Genomic DNA, 16,817 nt, shown 5'->3' with positions numbered 1-16,817 from the left:
AACTGGCCCTTGCAACAGGTTGGGCAGCGCGTGAAACTTGTTCGCTAGCGCCGTCTCTCCCCGGGCCCCGATTCCGACAGGTGAATGCAGCGCGGATACGGCTCGCACCTTGCATTCGTGCACGGTTAGCCTCGATCCTGCCGCGATCCGATGCGGCTGCGCAGCCGAGGAGAGAGTGCGCTTGGACAACCCGATGACTTTCCGACCGGCCCAGCGTGGGCGGGCTTCGCTCGATTTCCTCGTCAATCTGACGCGCGGCATGAAGGCAGTGCGCGGGCAGGTCGAGGCTGACCTGGCGAGCGCGGTGCCCGAGGCCGGGGCGCTGGCCGAGGACCTCGACCAACGCGATGCGCAAGTGGCGGGCGCGCTGTCGCCTTCCGGAGCCTGGCGGGTGAGCGAGCTTGTCGGCGAATGGCAGTCGCGCATGCACGGGCTCTACGCGCGCGAGTCTTTCGCGGAGGTCGAGGACGATCTTGCGCCCGTCCTCGAGCGTCTGCAGAGCAAGGGGCCGGCGCGCCTCGTCCCGCGCGCGCAGGGAGATAGCGCACCCGATTATTGGCGCGGGGTCAATTTCCACCGCACCGCGGGTGGCTGGGACGACCATCCGATGCAAGGCTATATCCATGGCGAGATCGTCCACCGCCGCATGGTCGAGGCCCTGTTTCCGGGCGGGATCTTCCGTCAGCGCCGTGCGCTCGCTGCCTCGGCGCCGCGCGCGCACTATCGCCGTATCTTGGATATGGGCGCCTCGACCGGGCACTTTACCGAGGCCTTGCAGGAGACTTATCCGGATGCCGAGATCGTCGGCGTCGATCTCTCGCTGCGCGCCCTCGAACATGCCGAGCGTGTGGCCAACGCCCATGGCTGGGCCTGGCAGCTTTACCAGCGTCCGGCCGAGGATACCGGGTTCGAAAGCGAAAGTTTTGACCTCGTTGCCTCGTACATATTGCTTCATGAGATACCGGCAGACGTGATCCGTGCAGTGTTCGCGGAGGCCTTCCGTCTGCTCGAGCCCGGCGGCGACATGATCATGAGCGACGTCACGCGCTATGCCGACATGGACAAGCTGGCGGTCTGGCGTGCCGATCGCGGGGCGCGGCTGGGGGGCGAGCCGCACTGGCGCGAGTCTGCAAGTCTCGATCTGGCGCGAGTCGCACGCGAGGCAGGCTTCGCAGATGTCGTTGCCGAGGGCATCTATCCGCACGTCGTCAGGGGGAGGAAACCGCAGTGAGCGATCCGACGCGCTTCAACCATCCAATACGCGAAACGCTTGCCGAGGCCGACGTCGGGCGGGTCGGGAGCGCGGTGCTCGCGCTTACCCGCGAGCTGTGGGTGCTCAGCGACCGCATGGCGGTCATGGAAGCGCTGCTCGAGCGCCACGGCATCGACATTGGCGGCGAGATCGAGTGCTTCGAGCCCGATGCGCAGATGCAGGCGCGGCTCGACCAGCGCGGGCAGGCGCTGGTCGAGGGCATTCTCGCGGCCCTTGCGGGCACCGAGGGCGACTAGCGGCCACCCCCGGGCATGGCCGTGGTCAGAAGCGGAAAGTCAGGTAGCTTGCCGCGTAGAACAGGTCGCGGCCCGGCTCGAAGCTCTCCGAGAGCACGCTGTAATTGGTGTAGAAGCCCAGCGTGGTGAAGTCGTTGAGCGCATAGCGACCCGAGACCGAGAAACGCGTCGCGAAATAGCGCTGGTCGCTTTCGTCGCCCGAGCGGATCACCTGCCCGCCGAGCGAGTAGACGCCGTCGTTCTTCGAGGTGCGCCACAGTCCCGCGACCGAGGCATTGAGCGCCATGCCCTTGATCGGCTTCACGCCGATCGAAGGCTGGAGCACGGTCAGGTTGTGCGGGCCGAGATCGCCGTTGTAGGTCAGCGGGCGCGGGAAGAGCGGGCCGTACGTGCCGATCTTGCCGTCGTTGGGGTCCTTGTCGCCCGACCCGACATCGACGCGCAGGCCGAGCTGCGGACGCCAGCCGTGGGTCCAGGTATAGGCGACCTGTCCGGTCACGTAATAGGCATCGATGTCGAGCGCGCCGTAGTCGCCCCACTGGCGGATGCCTTCGAGCGAGTAGTTCCAGGCATTGTCGATGGCCGCGTAGCGCAGCGAGAGGGTGCGCCGGTCCTCGCGGGTCGGTGTCGTCGAATCGAAGGCGCGCCCGGCCTGGTCGGTGGCGACGAAGATCAGTTCGGCGCGCGAGGACTGCGCGCCTTCGCCAAACCCGCGTCCGGCATGGATGCCCCACAGATCGTAGTTGCGGTTGCGCACGTCGTTGAAGCTGCCCTTGTCCTCGGCAACGGGGTGACCGATCATGAAGCCGCCGTCCCACTTGCCGGCCTTACCCATGATGCGCACGAGATCGAGCGAGCGGCGGGTATTCGCGCCCTCGCGCATCGAATACGGTGAAGCCGCCGAGCCCCACTTCCTGGCGCCCCACGCGCGCGGTGAGCCTGGCTTCGCCAATGGGTACATTGGCCTCGATGAAGGCCTGATTGAAGTCGGCGCGGCCCTCGTCGATGACGGCCTCGACAGAATCGAGGCCGCTGCTCGTTGCATGCTCGATGTCGACGAAGGCGCGCAGCGTCTCTCCGACGTGCAGGTCGCCCCACAAGCGCGCGCGGAGCTGGAAGTTGCCATCGTCGTCCTGCGGGCCGCGGCCGAAGCGTTCACCCGGCCGCAGTTCGCCGCGCAGGCGCAGCTCGCCGCCCAGCGTTGCATAGACCGGCCCTGCGAGGGGGATGTACTTCAGCCGCGTCCAGGCGTTGGCATCGCGCACATCCCGGAACGAGGCGTAGTTCTCCTCGTGGTTGATCGGGTGGAACGCGGGCGCGGGCTCGGCAATGACGCGTCCGTCAGAGGTGACGATCGGCGCCTGCGCGCCCTGCGGCAGGCGGGTGGTGTCGGCGGAGGCCTTGTCCTGCGGGACCGGCATCGGGCGAACGACGGGGACGCTGCCGGGCGGGGGCGGCGGGTCCATCACTACCGGCCCGGACTGAGCTGCGGCAGGTTGGGCGGCGTCGGTGGTCTGGGCGGTGGCGGCAGGCGCGAGGGCGCCGGCAAGCACCAGCGGTGCCATGAATTCGATCATAAGGGGGGGCTCTCCCGTAGGGTTCGTCTTGTTCTGTTCTGATGGCGGGGTGGTCAGGGCGGTCCGGCGATTGCGGGCCGCTTGAGGACATGCTGGATGAAGTGCACGGCAAGGCCGAAGACGAGGCCCCACAAGGCCGCGCCGAGGCCGCCGAGCGTCAGGCCCGAAGCGCTCACTGCGAAAGTGACGAGCGCGCCGTCGCGTCCATCCTCGGCGCGCAGCGCGGTGCTGAGCGAGCCTGCGACGACCGGGAACAGCGCGAGCCCGGCGAGGGCTGCGACGAGGAAGGCGGGCAGCAGCGCGAAGAGCGCGAGCACCGTCGAGGCGGAGGCACCGAAGACGAGGTAGGTGACCCCGCCTGCGACACCGGCGACGTAGCGTTTGTCGGGATCGGGATGCGCGTCGGGCCCGAGGCAGATCGCGGCGGTCAGCGCGGCGAGGTTCAGGCCGTGGCAACCGAAGGGGGCGAGGATCACCGAGGCGATCGCGCTCCACGAGATCAGCGGGCGGGCCGGGGGATGATCGTAGCCGGCTGTGCGCAGGACGGCGATGCCGGGCAGGAACTGGCCGGTGAGCGCGACGACCGCGAGCGGCACGGCGATGTTGGCCATCGCGGCGAGATCGAAGCGCGGCGTGGTCCAGACCGGCAGCGTCAGGCTCGGGGTCGCGATCGTGCCCGAGAGGTTGCCGGTGAGCGCTGCCAGCACCACGCCGACCACGAGCACGGCGACCACCGAATAGCGCGGCGAGACGATGCGCCCTGTAAAGAAGGCGCCCATCATCGCGATGACGGTCAGCGGGGCTGCGGGCAGGGTCGTGACCATGTCGATCACGAAGCGGAACAGGATGCCTGCCAGCATGGCCGCAGTGATCGCGGGTGGCAGGCGGCGGGTGAGCTGGTCAAAGGCGCCCGAGATTCCGACCACGAGCACCGCGAGGTTGGCGACGATATAGGCGCCCACCGCGGTCGCGAAGTCGGTCTCGGGCAGCATGGTCACGAGCAGGGCCGAACCCGGCGCGGACCAGGCGATGACGATCGGCACTTTCCAGCGCAGGCTGAGCACGATGCCCAGTACGCCCGAACCGATCGAGATCGCCCAGATCCACGATGCCACCAGCGGCTGTTCCAGTGCCGCGGAGGCCTGGAAGATGATCACCAGCGGTCCTGCATAGGAGATCGTCGTCGCGATCATCCCTGCGAGGATCGTGGGGAGCCAGCCGAGGTGTCTTGCGACCATTATCTATGCCTCAGGCCGCAAGCGGCGTCGCCGTCGCCACCGGCTGGCGGCGCAGGCTGAGGGTGAAGATCGCCGTGGCGAGCACCGAGATCACGCCGGGAACCGCGAATGCCGCGAAGTTCCAGGCCATCGGCAGCTCGGCGGCAAGCAGCACGCCGCCCAGCATTGGTCCGACGATCGCGCCCACACGGCCCATCCCCGAGGCCCAGCCCAGACCCGTCGAGCGTACGGAGAGGGTGTAGAACTCGGCGACGCAGGCATAGAGTAGGATCTGCGTGCCCGTGGTGCCCGCGCCGGCAACGAACAGCAGCAGGTAGAGCAGCGGCATCGGGCTGTTCATGCCCAGCGCAAGGATGCACAGCGAGCCCAGCGCGAAGTAGGCCATGACCACGCGCGGCAGGCCGAAGCTGTCGGCGAGGCGTCCGCCCGCAATCGCGCCAAACATGCCGCCGAAGCTGAGCACGAGCAGGAACGAGAGGCTCGAGCCCAGGCTGTAGCCCGCGCTGCGCATGAGCTGGGGCAGCCAGGAGCTGAGCGCGTAGACCATCAGCAGGCAGCAGAAGAAGCACAGCCACATCGAAACGGTGCCCAGCGTGCGCTCGTGGCGAAACAGTTCGGCGACCGAAGTCTTGGCGCCCTTGCTTTCCTCGAAGAGGAGCGGAGCGTCGGCGGGGAAGGCTTCGCGCGGGGCGATGCGCTGGAGTGCGGTGCGCGCCTTGGCGGTCTCGCCCTTGCGGATCAGGAAGCCGATCGATTCGGGCAGCGCCATCAGGATCAGCGGCAGCGAGAGCAGCGGAACGGCAGCTGCGAAGAACATCGACTGCCAGCCGAAGGCGGGCAGCAGGCCAATGGCGAGCCCGGCCGCGACCATGCCGCCTACAGCATAGCCGCTGAACATCAGCGCGACGAGCGTCGAGCGCATGCGCTTGGGGGCATATTCGTTGGTGAGCGCGACTGCGTTGGGCATCAGGCCACCGCAACCAAGGCCGGCGCAGAAGCGCAGCAGGCCGAAGGTCAGCGGGGTGGTGACGAAGCCGTTGACGAAGGTCGATACGCTGAACAGCGTGAAGCAGATGGTGATGCAACGGCGACGGCCAATGCGGTCACCCAGAGGGCCGAAGAACAGTGCGCCGCCCATCATGCCGAACAGTGCCCAGCTGGCGAGCGAACCGGCTTGCGTTGGTGTAAGAACCCATTCGTCCATCAACTTGGGAAGGACTGCGCCGTAAATGAAAACGTCGTAGCCATCCACGATGAGTAGGATGGCGCAGGCAATGATGATCTTGAGGTGTAGTTTGCCAAACCTGGCTTCGTCGACGATCCGTCGTACATCTATGCCGTGCATCCCGGCCTCTCCCACTTATTGTTGCATTTATAGTGAGAGAGGCTGTGAGATTTGCACGTAAACCACAAATACCAATTGAATCCGCGCTTTATACGCAGAAGGTATCGGTGGTGGGCTCAGCGCCTGGAGCGGTATCCGGCCAGCAATGCGAGCAGCCCGGCGTTGACTGCGGGAGCGAGCAGGGCAGGGGGCAGGCCACCCCAGCCCAACCTGTCCGCAAGGATGTTCCAGGGCAGGCCGAGGGGCAGGAGGAACACGCCCGAGAGCGGGTCGCGCGGCTGGCCGAACCAGCCGAAAGTGCCGATGGCTAGGAGGGCAAGCGCCAGCGCCCAGACCACGAGGAAGATGCGCAGGAGCCATTTCAGCATGGTGTCGCTCCTTTCCTTCGGGCGCCGTCTTCGGCTTCAGCCACCGTAGATCACGGCATCGGGGATGACGTAGCGCTGTTCGGCGAGCGTGACGATGGTGTTGTCGCTGCTGCGCGCCTGCTTGAGCGCGAGACCGCTCTCGCCACCGGTCTCGTAGCTCTCTGCGCGGCCCTCGCGAAAGTGGATCGTCCGTTTGACCCCGTCGGTCCCGTTGACTTCGACGAGCGCGCTCCCGCTGCCCAGACGCTTCACCCCGAAGGCGCAGTCGGTCGGGTTCGCTCCGCCAATCTCCATGCAAGTCAGCGTGCCGGTGGCATGCCATTGGGTCCCGGTGACCAAGGCATCTTCGCTGCCTGCCGGGCTTGCACTCGCAGGCGCATCGATCGCGACGGTGAGTTCGATCTTCGCGCTTTCTCCGCGCCTTGCCGCCGCGCGATAAAGATAGACCCGGATCGTCATCTCGCCGGTTGCAGGCACGCTGCCGCTGTAGGTGTTGAGCGGTGCGCTCATCGAGCCGTTGTAGAACGCGACCACGCTTTCGCCGGGGGCAAGGAGGTTGAAATAGGCCGCGCTGTTATCGGCCTTCATCGCGACGTCGAGCTGCTGCCCCGCCTTGGCGCGCACGCGAAAGTCGATCATCCCACGACCCTTGATCGTACGGGTGATCGTCGCCGAGCTTGTCCCCGGGGCGAAGCGGACCTGCTCCGTAGGAACGGCGTCCTGTGCGAGGGCCGGCATGGTCGGGGTCGTCAGCGCGAGGGCGAGCGTGAGCGCGCCGGCCAAGGGCGTGGCGATCCGGTAAAGCGGTCTGGACATGCGAACCTCCCGTGCTTGCGGCGCGCGGGAATCGGCACGATCCGGCGCGGCGTCATTGCGGGCAGGTTAGGCCCGTCGCGCCGCCGCGCCAATAATCCCGATGAGCCTTGGGGTCAGACCCGCTCGAGCAGAACGGCGAGGCCCTGACCAACGCCGATGCACAGGAACACGAGGGCGTAGCGCCCGCCGGTCTCGTGCAGTTCCTGGACCGCGCTCATCGCAATGCGTGCGCCCGACATGCCGAGCGGATGGCCAAGCGCGATGGCGCCGCCATTGCGGTTGACGCGAGTGTCGGTGAGCGGGTCGATCTCGAGCGCGCGCAGCGTGGCGATGGCCTGGCTGGCGAAGGCTTCGTTCAGCTCGATCACGTCGATCTGGTCCATCGCGAGGTTCTGGCGCGCTAGCACGCGGCGCGCGGCCTCGATCGGTCCCACGCCCATGACGCGCGGGGCAATGCCGGCCGCCGACATGCCCACGACACGCGCGCGCGGGGTCAGGCCGTGCAGCTTGGCGGCTTCCTCGGACGCGACCAGCATTGCGGCGGCGCCGTCGTTGAGGCCCGATGCGTTACCTGCGGTGACCGTACCGCCCGGCTTCACCACCGGCTTGAGCTTGGCGAGAACCTCGAGGCTCGATTTGCGCGGGTGCTCGTCGGTGTCGAAGACGATGGGATCGGCCTTGCGCTGCGGGATCGAGACCGCGACGATCTCCTTGGCGAGGCGGCCACTGGTCTGGGCGACCGCGGCCTTTTCCTGGCTGTTGAAGGCGAACAGGTCCTGGTCCTGGCGGCTGACGCCATATTCCTCCGCGACGTTCTCGCCGGTCTGCGGCATCGTGTCGACGCCGTACATTTCCTTCATCTTCGGGTTGATGAAGCGCCAGCCCAGCGTCGTGTCCTCGATCTTCTGGTCGCGGCCGAAGGCGCTGCCCGCCTTGCCCAGTACGTAGGGGCTGCGGGTCATGTGCTCGACCCCGCCCGCGATCATCAGGTCCGCATCGCCCGCCCGGATCGCCTGCGCCGCCATGCCGATGGCATTGAGGCCCGAGGAGCACAGGCGGTTGACGGTAACGCCGGGCACGTTCTCGGGCAGGCCTGCAAGCAGCGTCGCCATGCGCGCGACATTGCGGTTGTCCTCACCCGACTGGTTGGCGCAGCCCATGATGACATCGTCGACCCTGGTCCAGTCGACGCCCGGGTTGCGCTCCATCAGCGCGCTCAGCGGGAGCGCGGCGAGGTCGTCGGCGCGGATCGGCGAGAGCGAGCCGCCCAGCTTGCCGACGGGGGTACGGATGGCGTCGCAGATGAAGGCCTGGGTCACGGGGTCTCTCAGTTCTCGAGGAAGGTGGTCATGCCCTGCGCCAGCGCCTCGGGCGCTTCGAGCGGGGCGAGGTGGGCGGCTTCCAGCACGAGGCTTTCGGCACCCGGGATGGTGGCGAGCAGGTATTCGCCGTGGACTTCCATCGGCGTCGAGGTGTCGCGCGTGCCGGTGACGACGAGCGTCGGGCAGGCGATCCCGGCGATGCGGTCCTTGAGGTCCATGTCGCGGATGGCTGCGCCGCAGCCCGCGTAGCCTTCAGCATCACTCGAGACGAGACCGCGCAGGACCGCGTCCCATGCCCCGGGCTCATCCGCCTTGAACTGCGGAGAGAGGAAGCGGCCCATCGCCATCTCGGCAATCGCGATCATGCCTTGCCCGCGCACCGTTGCGATGCGGGCATCCCACGAGGCGGCGTCCATCGTGGCCGAAGTGCACACGAGGACCAGCTTTTCCAGAACTGCCGGTTGGGAGAGAGCGAGTTCCATGCCGATCATGCCGCCAAGTGAAACGCCCGCAAGCGCGAAGGTCCCGGCACCGGCCGCACGCGCCACGGTGAGCACGTCTTCGGCGAGCAGGGAAAGCGAATAGTCTCCCGGCTCAGCGGCCGAGGCACCGTGGCCGCGCGTGTCGATGCGCAGCAGCCGGTAATCGTCGCGCAGGAGGGGCAGGACCGGATCCCACAGGTCCATGTCCGAGCCGATCGAATTGAGCAGGACAAGGACAGGCGCATCCTCGCGCCCATCCATCTTCCAGTAGATTTCCGCGCCCTTGACCGAGGTGAAGGGCATCAGGCCACGCCCTCCAGCGCGGATGCATCGAAGGGCACGGCGGTCTTCGCCTTCACCTCGTCGAGCGTCACCTCGGGTGCCAGCTCGACGAGCGTGAGCCCGCCGTTCTTGCGGTCGATGGCGAAGACGCACAGGTCGGTGACGATCATGTCGACCACTGCCTTGCCGGTGAGGGGCAAGGTGCATTCGGGCAGGATCTTGGACTCGCCCGCCTTGGTGCAGTGGTCCATGACGACGACGATCTTCTTCACGCCCGCGACGAGATCCATCGCGCCGCCCATGCCCTTGACCATCTTGCCCGGGATCATCCAGTTGGCGAGGTCGCCGTTCTGGCTGACTTCCATCGCGCCGAGCACGGCCATGTCGATGTGGCCGCCGCGGATCATCGCGAAGCTGTCGGCGCTCGAGAAGAAGCTCGAGGTCGGCAGCGCGGTGACGGTCTGTTTGCCCGCGTTGATGAGATCGGGGTCTTCCTCGCCGTCATAGGGGAAGGGCCCGATGCCGAGCATCCCGTTCTCCGACTGGAGCGTCACCTTCATGCCCTCGGGCACGTAGTTGGCGACGAGCGTCGGGATGCCGATCCCGAGGTTCACGTAGAAGCCGTCCTTCAGCTCCTTGGCCGCGCGCGCGGCCATCTGGTTGCGGTCCCAGGCCATTATGCGGTCTCCCTCTCGCGCACGGTCTTCTTCTCGATGCGTTTCTCGTTGATGGTCGAGAGTACGACGCGGTCGACGAAGATGCCGGGCGTGTGGATCGCGTCGGGATCGAAGGTGCCCTCGGGCACGATCTCTTCCACCTCGACGACGGTGATCTTGCCCGCGGTCGCCATGTTCGGGTTGAAGTTGCGTGCGGTCTTGCGGAACATGAGGTTGCCCTCGGGGTCCGCGCGCCAGGCCTTCACGATCGACAGGTCGCTGCGCAGCCAGGTCTCGCGCACGTAGTCCTCGCCCTCGAAGGTCTCGACCGGCTTGCCCTCGGCAACGACGGTGCCGACGCCGGTCTTGGTGTAGAAGGCGGGAATGCCCGCGCCGCCGGCACGGATGCGTTCGGCGAGCGTGCCTTGCGGGTTGAGTTCGAGTTCGAGCTCGCCCGAGAGGTACTGGCTCTCGAACAGCTTGTTCTCGCCGACGTAGGACGAGATCATCTTCTTCACCTGCCGGCTTTCCAGCAGCATCCACAGGCCGAACCCGTCCGCGCCCGCATTGTTCGAGATGACGGTGAGGTCCTTGACGCCGGCCTTGCGGATCTCGGGGATCAGGCTTTCCGGGTTGCCCGAAAGGCCGAAGCCGCCCGACATGATCGTCATCCCGTCGAACAGCACGCCTTCAAGCGCTGCTGCCGGGCTTTCGTAGATTTTAGACATGGGTTTTCCTTATCCCAGATCGCCGCCCGCGACGGGCATGATGGAGCCGGTCATGTAACCTGCCTCGTCCGAGGCGAGGAACAGGATCGGGGCGATCTGCTTATCCAGGGTGCCGTATCGTTTCATGAAGGTGGAGCTGGTGACCTGCTCCACCGCCTCGGCCATCCACGCCTGCTCCTGCGCGTTGTCGCCCTCGGCGTTGCGCGGGACCTTGCGGGGCGGGGCCGAAGTGCCGCCCGGCGCCGTGGCGACGCAGCGGATGCCCTGTTCGCCATATTCCATTGCGATGCTCATGGTCAGGCCGTTCACGCCGCCCTTGGCTGCCGAATAGGGCACCCGGCGGATGCCGCGCGTCGCGTTGGACGAGACGTTGACGATGGTGCCGCCGCCCTGCTCCAGCATCTGCGGCAGGACTGCGTGGCAGCAGTAGAGCGTCGGCATCAGCGAGCGGCGGATCTCGGCGTCGATCTGGTCGGGCTCGAACGCGGCAAACGGACGCATGCGGATCGCGCCGCCCACGTTGTTGACGAGGATGTCGATGCGCCCGAATGCCTCGATCGCGGTCTTCGCCGCGAGCGCTGCGCCCTCGTATGTCTCGAGGTCGCACGAGACCGAGACGGCCTTGCCGCCAGCGGCGACGATCGTCTCGGCCACGTCCTTCACGAATTCGGCCCGGTCCACCAGTACGAGGCTTGCACCTTCGGCGGCGGCGCGGGTGGCCACACCCTCGCCGATGCCTTGCGCCGCGCCGGTCACGATCATGACCTTGTCGGCAAACCGTCCTTCGAAGATCACGTGCAGTTCCTCAGATATGGTAGATATCAATGACCTGGTGGATGTAGTCGTCCTTGAGGACAACCTTCTTCTTCGCAATGCGCGGTGCACCTTCCGAAACGTCGAGCGTCAGGAAAGTGGCGCCGAAGAAGCTCTGGGTCTTCTTCATGCGGTGGCTCAGCGTGTGCCAGTTGTAGCGCACGTCGATCTCGCCCTCGCGGCTCTCCACGATCTCGATGTTCGCGAGATTGTGGCAGGTGCGCGGCTCGGGCATCGATGCCGAGGAACGCTCGGTATTGATGCGGTAGACACGATCCTCGAGGCCGCCGCGATTGGCGTAGTAGATCAGCGAGATCTCGGTCTGCGGATCGGTGCTGAGCGCATCGTCGTCGGTTCAGGCCGGCATCCAGTACTCGCAACCCTCGGTATAGCAGGTGAGCCATTCCTCGAACTGGCGATCGTCGAGCAGACGGGCCTCGCGGTACAGGAACGCACAGATTTCCTCGTAGGACAGCGCGGTGCGGTTCTTTTCGAGAGTGAGGGTCATTCCGCGGCCTCCATCATTTCATCGGGGGTGGAATCCTTCTCCAGGCCGTCCAGCATGATCTGCGCCCAGAACTCGTGCTGGCGCACGAAGAGGCCTTCGTCCTCCGAGCGTTCGCTCGAGAGCAGCGGATTCATGCCCATCGCCTTGGCGTTGGCATCCGGGCCGTCGATCCAGCGGGTCGCACCGCGGCTGAGATCGTTCCACAGGCTTCCGGCGCCCTCATAGGCGTTCTGGCAGCTGCGGAACTCCTCGAGATCGTCGGGCGTGCCCATGCCGGTGACGTTGAAGAAGTCCTCGTACTGGCGGATGCGGTGCGCACGGTCCTCGGCGCTCTCGCCCTTGGGCGCATAGCAGTAGATCGTCACCTCGGTGGTGTGCACGTCGATCGGGCGCACCACGCGGATCTGGGTCGAGAACTGGTCCATCAGGAACACGTTGGGATAGAGCGCGAGGTTGCGCGTCTGCTCCATGATGAACTTCGCCTTGTCGACGCCGAGACGGCTCTCGAGGTCGTCCTTGCGGTTCCAGATCGGGCGGACCTCGGGATTGATCACCTGGGTCCAGAGCAGGATGTGACCGTGCTCGAAGCCGTAGACGCCGCTTGCAGGCGCCTTCGACCAGCCATTGGCGTCGACTGCCTTGGTCCCGCCTTCGGCGCGGCGGCCCATGGTCGACTGGTAGTTCTCGTGGACCGAGCTGACGTGGTATCCGTCACACCCGTTCTCCATCTGCATCTTCCAGTTGCCGTCGAAGGTGTAGGTCGAGTTGCCGGTCAGCACCTCGAGACCTTCGGGGGCCTGGTCGACCATCTGGTCGATGATCACCTTGGCCTCGCCCAGATGCTCCTCGAGCGGGAGCACGTCGTGGTTGATCGAGCCGAAGATGAAGCCGCGATAGCTCTCGACGCGCACGCGGGTCAGGTCGTGCGAGCCGTCGGAATCGAAGCTCTCGGGATAGGCGCCGGTGCTGGCATCCTTTGCGCGCAGCAGCTTGCCGTCGGTCTTGAAGCTCCAGCCGTGGAAGGGGCAGACGTAGAGCGGCTGGTTGCCGCGCTTGCGGCGGCACAGCTGGGCACCGCGGTGGGCGCAAGCGTTCACGACGCAAGTCAGCCCACCGTCCTTGGCACGGGTCAGGATTACGGGAACGCGACCGATATGCGCGGTCATGTAGTCGTTCTTCTTCTCGACCTGGCTCTCGTGCGCCAGATAGACCCAGTTGTTCTCGAAGATGTACTTCATCTCCAGCTCGAACAGCTCGGGGTCGGTGAAGACGTCCCGGCGGCACCGGAAGGTGCCGGTCTCGGTATCGTCGACAACGGCCGTTGCGACCTTTTCCTTCAAACGTTCATGCATGATCCTGTCTCCCTTGTTCTCTTGGCGCGAGCCGGTCTCAGACCGACTCGGCTTCGGGGGTCGGCTCGATCTCGGCGTGGGCGCGGCGGCGGGTCGAGAGCTGCTCGTCATCCTGCGAGGTGGCCTTCTGCAGCTGGAAGTCGAACGCAAGGTCGACGCGGTCGCCCTGGCGGCTCGGAACCGGCAGCAGGCCTTCGCGGGTGCCGAACGCGAAGTCGTCCTTGGCGAAGGGATCGTCGCCGAAGTTGATCTGCGTGGTCAGCGTGCGGTAGCCCGGCGCCTCGACGAAGAAGTGGACGTGGGCAGGGCGGCTGCCGTGGCGGCCGAGCGCGAACATGAGCGTTTCGGTCGCGCCGCCCGGAGGGCACGAGTAGCCGCTCGGCATCTTCGAGTGGAACGCGTACTTGCCATCATCGCCGAGCTTGATGCGACGACGGTTGTTGAACGGGGTCTGCTCGGTGGTGGGATCGAAGTGCGAATACCAGCCCGCCGAATTGGCGTGCCACACGTGGACGATCGCATCCTTGACCGGCTCGCCGTCGGGGCCGGTGATCGCACCGGTCATGGTCAGGTTGTCGGCCTCGGGATCGGGGTCGCTGGAGAGGTTCGCGCCGTTCTCGACGAGCGGCGCTCCCGAGACATAGAGCGGGCCCTCGATGGTGCGCGGGGTGCCGCCGGTAAGACCGGCTTCGGCGTCCTTGGCGTCCATGTAGAGGTCCATGAAGTGCTCGAGGCCCGTGCCCGGGGCGATCAGGCCGAGTTCACCGGCGCCGTCTGCGAAGAACTTGATGGCGCCCCAGAATTCGTCCTCGGAGATGTCATGCTTGACGATGACTTCCATGATGGATTCGGTCAGGTCGCGCACGATCGCCTTGAGGCGCGTATCGCCCTTTTCCTGGCCGATGCCGGCCGCGGTATCGAGCAGCTTCTGGATTTCCGGTGTCTTTACGAAATTCACGTCCATGGTGAACTCTCCCTAATTATCCTGTGGCCGTTACGGGGCCAGCGTGGTTCGAGGTCTGGTGCTCAGGTATCGTCTTCGCGGATGGCCGAGGGGTGACGGTTGAGCGGCGTCACCTTCATGTCCATGTAGGGGTACAGCGGCAGCGCCATGATGAGATCGTGCAACGCTTCGTTGCTCTCCACATCAAAGATGCTGACGTTCGAGTAGAGCCCGGTCTTGCGCCAGATGTGGCGCCAGGTTCCTTCGGCCTGCAGCTTCTGCGAATAGGCCTTCTCGTCCGCCTTGCGCTGCGCGACCAGTTCGGGGTCGGCGTCGAGGGGGATGTTGACGTCCATTTCAACCATGAAAAGCATGGGGCTTCAGGCTCCTGTATTCACTGCATGGAGGCGCGCGCCATCGCGGTCGCGCCGGAAGTAGGCGATCTTGTCCTCGTCGAGGGCGATGCCGAGACCCGCTCCGATCGGAACGGTGAGCGAAAAGTCCGCATAGTGAAGCGGTTCCGCCAGAATTTCGTCGGTCTGCAGCAGCGGGCCGAACAGCTCGGTGCCCCAGTCGAGGCGAGGAAGTGTGGCGAAGACGTGGGCCGAGGCGGCAGTGCCGACGCTGCCTTCAAGCATCGTTCCGCCATAGAGGCCGAGGTCTGCGGCGAGCGCGATCGCGGCGACTTCGGCGGTGGCGAAGAGGCCGCCCGACTGCTCGATCTTGAGCGCGAAGACCGATGCGGCCGAGGCCTTGACCACGCGCAGCGCCGAACGCGGACCAGTCAGGGCCTCGTCGGCCATGAGCGGGATGGCCTGGTCTTGCGAGAGGCGCGCCATGGCCTCGATGTCGTCACCCGCGATGGGCTGCTCGACGAGCTCGCAACCCACGTCGTGGAGCATCGCCATGCCGAGCTTGGCCTGCGGCTCGCTCCAGTTCTGGTTGACGTCGACGCGGATGCTCGCCCGGTCGCCCAGCGCCTTGCAGATCGCACCGACATGCGCGACGTCGTCGCGCACCGAGCGCTTGCCGATCTTGAGCTTGAAGATCCGGTGGCGGCGCGCCTCGAGCATGGCCTCGCCCTCGGCGATGTCGCGTGCGGTGTCGCCGCTCGCCAGTGTCCAGGCGACGGGCAGCGTTTCGCGCACGCGGCCCCCGCCGATGAGTTCGGAAACGGGCAGGCCAAGGCGTTTGCCGGCCATGTCGAGCAGTGCGGTCTCGATCGCGCACTTGGCGAAGTGGTTGCCGCGCACGCAGGTTCGAATCTTGGCCATGGTCTCGCCGACACGCGAAAGATCGCAGGTCTCGAGGACCGGGGCGATGTAGGTGTCGATCGCCGACTTGATGCTCTCGGGGCTTTCCTCGCCGTAGCTCAGGCCACCGATGGTGGTGCCCTCACCGATGCCCACGACCCCGTCGGAGTCGGTCAGGCGCACGATCGTCATGGCCTGCGAATGCATCGTGGCCATCGCCAGGACATGCGGACGGATTGTCGGCACATCTACAATAAAGGTATCGGCGCGGTCCAACGCAGGCATTGCAGCGACTCTCCCCATTCGTTACGTTTCGTGTTGAAAATAGGCGCTCGGGAGAGTCGCTTCAAAGACCGATACGGTCGCTTGGGGATACCTGACGGGTATAATCAATATGGAAATGCGCTTGCTTCGCTACTTCGTCGCGGTCGCCGACGAAGGCAATTTCAACCGGGCTGCGGAACGGCTGCACATCGCGCAGCCGCCGCTCAGCCGTGCCATCCAGCAACTCGAGGCGCACGTCGGCGCGACTTTGCTCGACCGCTCGAAGCGTCCCCTGCGCCTGACGCTCGTGGGCAAGCTCGTCTACGATCAGGCGCTGCAGATGATCGCGCGGCTCGAGGACATGGAGCACATGGTCAAGGCCGCGGTGGGCAGCGAGCGGCGGCGCTTCACCGTCGGTTTCGTCTCCTCGACGATCTACGCGCGCCTGCCCGAACTGATCCGCGCGTTTCGCGCCGAGGCGGGTGACACCGAACTGGTCATGGTCGAGAGCACCACGCTCGACCAGATCGCGGCGCTCAAGGACGGGCGGATCGACGTCGGGTTCGGACGCATTCGTTTCGATGATCCGCACGTGCGCCGGGTGGTGCTGCGCCGCGAGAAGCTGGTCGCGGCCTTTCCCATCGGTCATCGCCTTGCCGACGGGGACGGACCTGTCTCGCTCGCCGAGCTCGCGCGCGAACCGCTCGTGATCTATCCGCGCACGCCGCGTCCCAGCTATGCCGACCAGGTGATCTCGCTGTTCCGCGACCATGCGATCGAGCCCAGGGTCGTGCACGAAGCGCGCGAGCTCCAGATCGCGATCGGCCTCGTCGCTGCCGAAGAGGGCATCGCCATCGTTCCCGAGTCCGTCCACCGCGCGCGCAGCCACGACGTCGCCTACCGCGACCTGCTCGAGCCGGTGACCTCGCCGATCATCATGAGCCACCGGACGGGGGACCTTTCGCCAGACCTCGCGCACATGATCGCGGTGATCGCCCGCAAGTACCGCGAGTGGGGCTACGAAGTCCCGGCCGCGCTCGAGCCGGTGGCATGATGCCGCTGGCTCTTCATTTTTCGATACCCCCTATTCAATTCAACACTGGGCATCCGCGCGATGCCATAGCAATGCGGGCCGCAGCCCGAGGGAGACATGCATGACCAAGTCGGACGTAGTGATCGTGGGTGCCGGGCACGGGGGCGCGCAGTGCGCCATCGCGCTGCGGCAGAACGGGTATGAGGGCACGATCACGGTGATCGGCCGCGAGCCCGAATACCCCTACGAGCGCCCGCCGCTCTCCAAGGAATATTTCGCGCGCGAGAAGACCTTCGACCGCCTGTTCATCCGTCCCGCGACCTTCTGG

At 66.1% G+C, this 16,817-nt stretch carries 19 protein-coding genes and 1 pseudogene; 4 read left to right on the top strand and 16 right to left on the bottom strand.

Annotation, left to right across the window (positions count from 1 at the left end; translation table 11 throughout):
• Positions 1 to 193: 193 nt before the first annotated feature.
• On the top strand, positions 194 to 1,231 hold the full coding sequence (locus I5E68_RS18395; protein WP_197166954.1) for a class I SAM-dependent methyltransferase: 1,038 nt from the start codon (positions 194 to 196) through the stop codon (positions 1,229 to 1,231).
• Positions 1,228 to 1,509: a hypothetical protein gene (locus tag I5E68_RS18390; RefSeq protein ID WP_197166952.1), complete on the top strand. Its 282-nt coding sequence runs from the start codon at positions 1,228 to 1,230 to the stop codon at positions 1,507 to 1,509. Before I5E68_RS18395 ends, I5E68_RS18390 begins: the two co-directional genes overlap by 4 nt.
• Before the next feature lie 25 nt (positions 1,510 to 1,534).
• On the opposite strand, the gene I5E68_RS20310 is transcribed toward I5E68_RS18390, so the two are convergent.
• From I5E68_RS20310 to I5E68_RS18315, 16 genes and pseudogenes are all read right to left on the bottom strand, one after another.
• The gene (locus I5E68_RS20310; protein WP_267449914.1) at positions 1,535 to 2,392 is read right to left on the bottom strand and encodes an alginate export family protein; all 858 of its coding nucleotides are present in this window, start codon (positions 2,390 to 2,392) and stop codon (positions 1,535 to 1,537) included.
• Positions 2,337 to 3,086, bottom strand: coding sequence for an alginate export family protein (locus I5E68_RS20305; RefSeq protein ID WP_267449913.1), 750 nt, complete (start codon positions 3,084 to 3,086; stop codon positions 2,337 to 2,339). Before I5E68_RS20305 ends, I5E68_RS20310 begins: the two co-directional genes overlap by 56 nt.
• Before the next feature lie 53 nt (positions 3,087 to 3,139).
• The gene (locus I5E68_RS18380) at positions 3,140 to 4,324 is read right to left on the bottom strand and encodes a benzoate/H(+) symporter BenE family transporter (RefSeq protein WP_197166950.1); all 1,185 of its coding nucleotides are present in this window, start codon (positions 4,322 to 4,324) and stop codon (positions 3,140 to 3,142) included.
• Positions 4,325 to 4,334: 10 nt separating this feature from the next.
• Complete coding sequence (locus I5E68_RS18375; RefSeq protein WP_197166947.1) at positions 4,335 to 5,669, bottom strand: MFS transporter; 1,335 nt, start codon at positions 5,667 to 5,669, stop codon at positions 4,335 to 4,337.
• A gap of 116 nt (positions 5,670 to 5,785) precedes the next feature.
• Positions 5,786 to 6,037 (bottom strand): hypothetical protein, encoded by a 252-nt coding sequence (locus I5E68_RS18370; protein WP_228727348.1) that lies wholly within the window; start codon positions 6,035 to 6,037, stop codon positions 5,786 to 5,788.
• Between the two features lie 36 nt (positions 6,038 to 6,073).
• Positions 6,074 to 6,853, bottom strand: a complete 780-nt coding sequence (locus tag I5E68_RS18365; protein WP_197166945.1) for a hypothetical protein — start codon at positions 6,851 to 6,853, stop codon at positions 6,074 to 6,076.
• Positions 6,854 to 6,966: 113 nt separating this feature from the next.
• Positions 6,967 to 8,172, bottom strand: coding sequence for a 3-oxoadipyl-CoA thiolase (pcaF, locus tag I5E68_RS18360; protein ID WP_197166943.1), 1,206 nt, complete (start codon positions 8,170 to 8,172; stop codon positions 6,967 to 6,969).
• A gap of 8 nt (positions 8,173 to 8,180) precedes the next feature.
• Positions 8,181 to 8,960 carry a 3-oxoadipate enol-lactonase gene (pcaD, locus tag I5E68_RS18355; protein ID WP_197166941.1) on the bottom strand — a complete coding sequence of 260 codons (780 nt, stop codon included), beginning with the start codon at positions 8,958 to 8,960 and terminating at the stop codon, positions 8,181 to 8,183.
• Entirely contained in the window at positions 8,960 to 9,616 is a 657-nt protein-coding gene (locus I5E68_RS18350; protein WP_197166938.1) for a 3-oxoacid CoA-transferase subunit B, read from the bottom strand. The genes pcaD and I5E68_RS18350 overlap by 1 nt, the downstream gene beginning before the upstream one ends.
• Complete coding sequence (locus I5E68_RS18345; protein ID WP_197166936.1) at positions 9,616 to 10,323, bottom strand: CoA transferase subunit A; 708 nt, start codon at positions 10,321 to 10,323, stop codon at positions 9,616 to 9,618. The genes I5E68_RS18350 and I5E68_RS18345 overlap by 1 nt, the downstream gene beginning before the upstream one ends.
• 9 nt (positions 10,324 to 10,332) lie before the next feature.
• Positions 10,333 to 11,118, bottom strand: a complete 786-nt coding sequence (benD, locus tag I5E68_RS18340; RefSeq protein ID WP_197166934.1) for a benzoate diol dehydrogenase BenD — start codon at positions 11,116 to 11,118, stop codon at positions 10,333 to 10,335.
• A gap of 10 nt (positions 11,119 to 11,128) precedes the next feature.
• A pseudogene (benB, locus tag I5E68_RS18335) lies at positions 11,129 to 11,644 on the bottom strand (benzoate 1,2-dioxygenase small subunit).
• A complete protein-coding gene (locus tag I5E68_RS18330; RefSeq protein WP_197166932.1) occupies positions 11,641 to 12,996 on the bottom strand; it encodes an SRPBCC family protein in 1,356 nt (451 codons plus the stop codon). Before I5E68_RS18330 ends, benB begins: the two are co-directional and overlap by 4 nt.
• 37 nt (positions 12,997 to 13,033) lie before the next feature.
• Positions 13,034 to 13,960: a dioxygenase family protein gene (locus I5E68_RS18325; protein WP_197166923.1), complete on the bottom strand. Its 927-nt coding sequence runs from the start codon at positions 13,958 to 13,960 to the stop codon at positions 13,034 to 13,036.
• A 62-nt stretch (positions 13,961 to 14,022) separates the two neighbouring features.
• Positions 14,023 to 14,313: a muconolactone Delta-isomerase gene (gene catC, locus I5E68_RS18320; RefSeq protein ID WP_197166921.1), complete on the bottom strand. Its 291-nt coding sequence runs from the start codon at positions 14,311 to 14,313 to the stop codon at positions 14,023 to 14,025.
• A 6-nt stretch (positions 14,314 to 14,319) separates the two neighbouring features.
• Positions 14,320 to 15,477 (bottom strand): muconate/chloromuconate family cycloisomerase, encoded by a 1,158-nt coding sequence (locus I5E68_RS18315; RefSeq protein WP_197166919.1) that lies wholly within the window; start codon positions 15,475 to 15,477, stop codon positions 14,320 to 14,322.
• A gap of 109 nt (positions 15,478 to 15,586) precedes the next feature.
• Here I5E68_RS18315 and I5E68_RS18310 point away from each other — a divergent pair, with 109 nt between their 5' ends.
• Entirely contained in the window at positions 15,587 to 16,510 is a 924-nt protein-coding gene (locus I5E68_RS18310; protein WP_197166917.1) for a LysR family transcriptional regulator, read from the top strand.
• Between the two features lie 100 nt (positions 16,511 to 16,610).
• Positions 16,611 to 16,817: FAD-dependent oxidoreductase (locus tag I5E68_RS18305; RefSeq protein ID WP_197166915.1), on the top strand; the 207-nt coding region annotated here is incomplete at its 3' end.

This window comes from Novosphingobium aureum (genome assembly GCF_015865035.1).
In the GTDB taxonomy this organism is placed as follows: Bacteria; Pseudomonadota; Alphaproteobacteria; order Sphingomonadales; family Sphingomonadaceae; genus Novosphingobium; species Novosphingobium aureum.
This window is presented reverse-complemented; position numbering and strand designations above follow the sequence as displayed.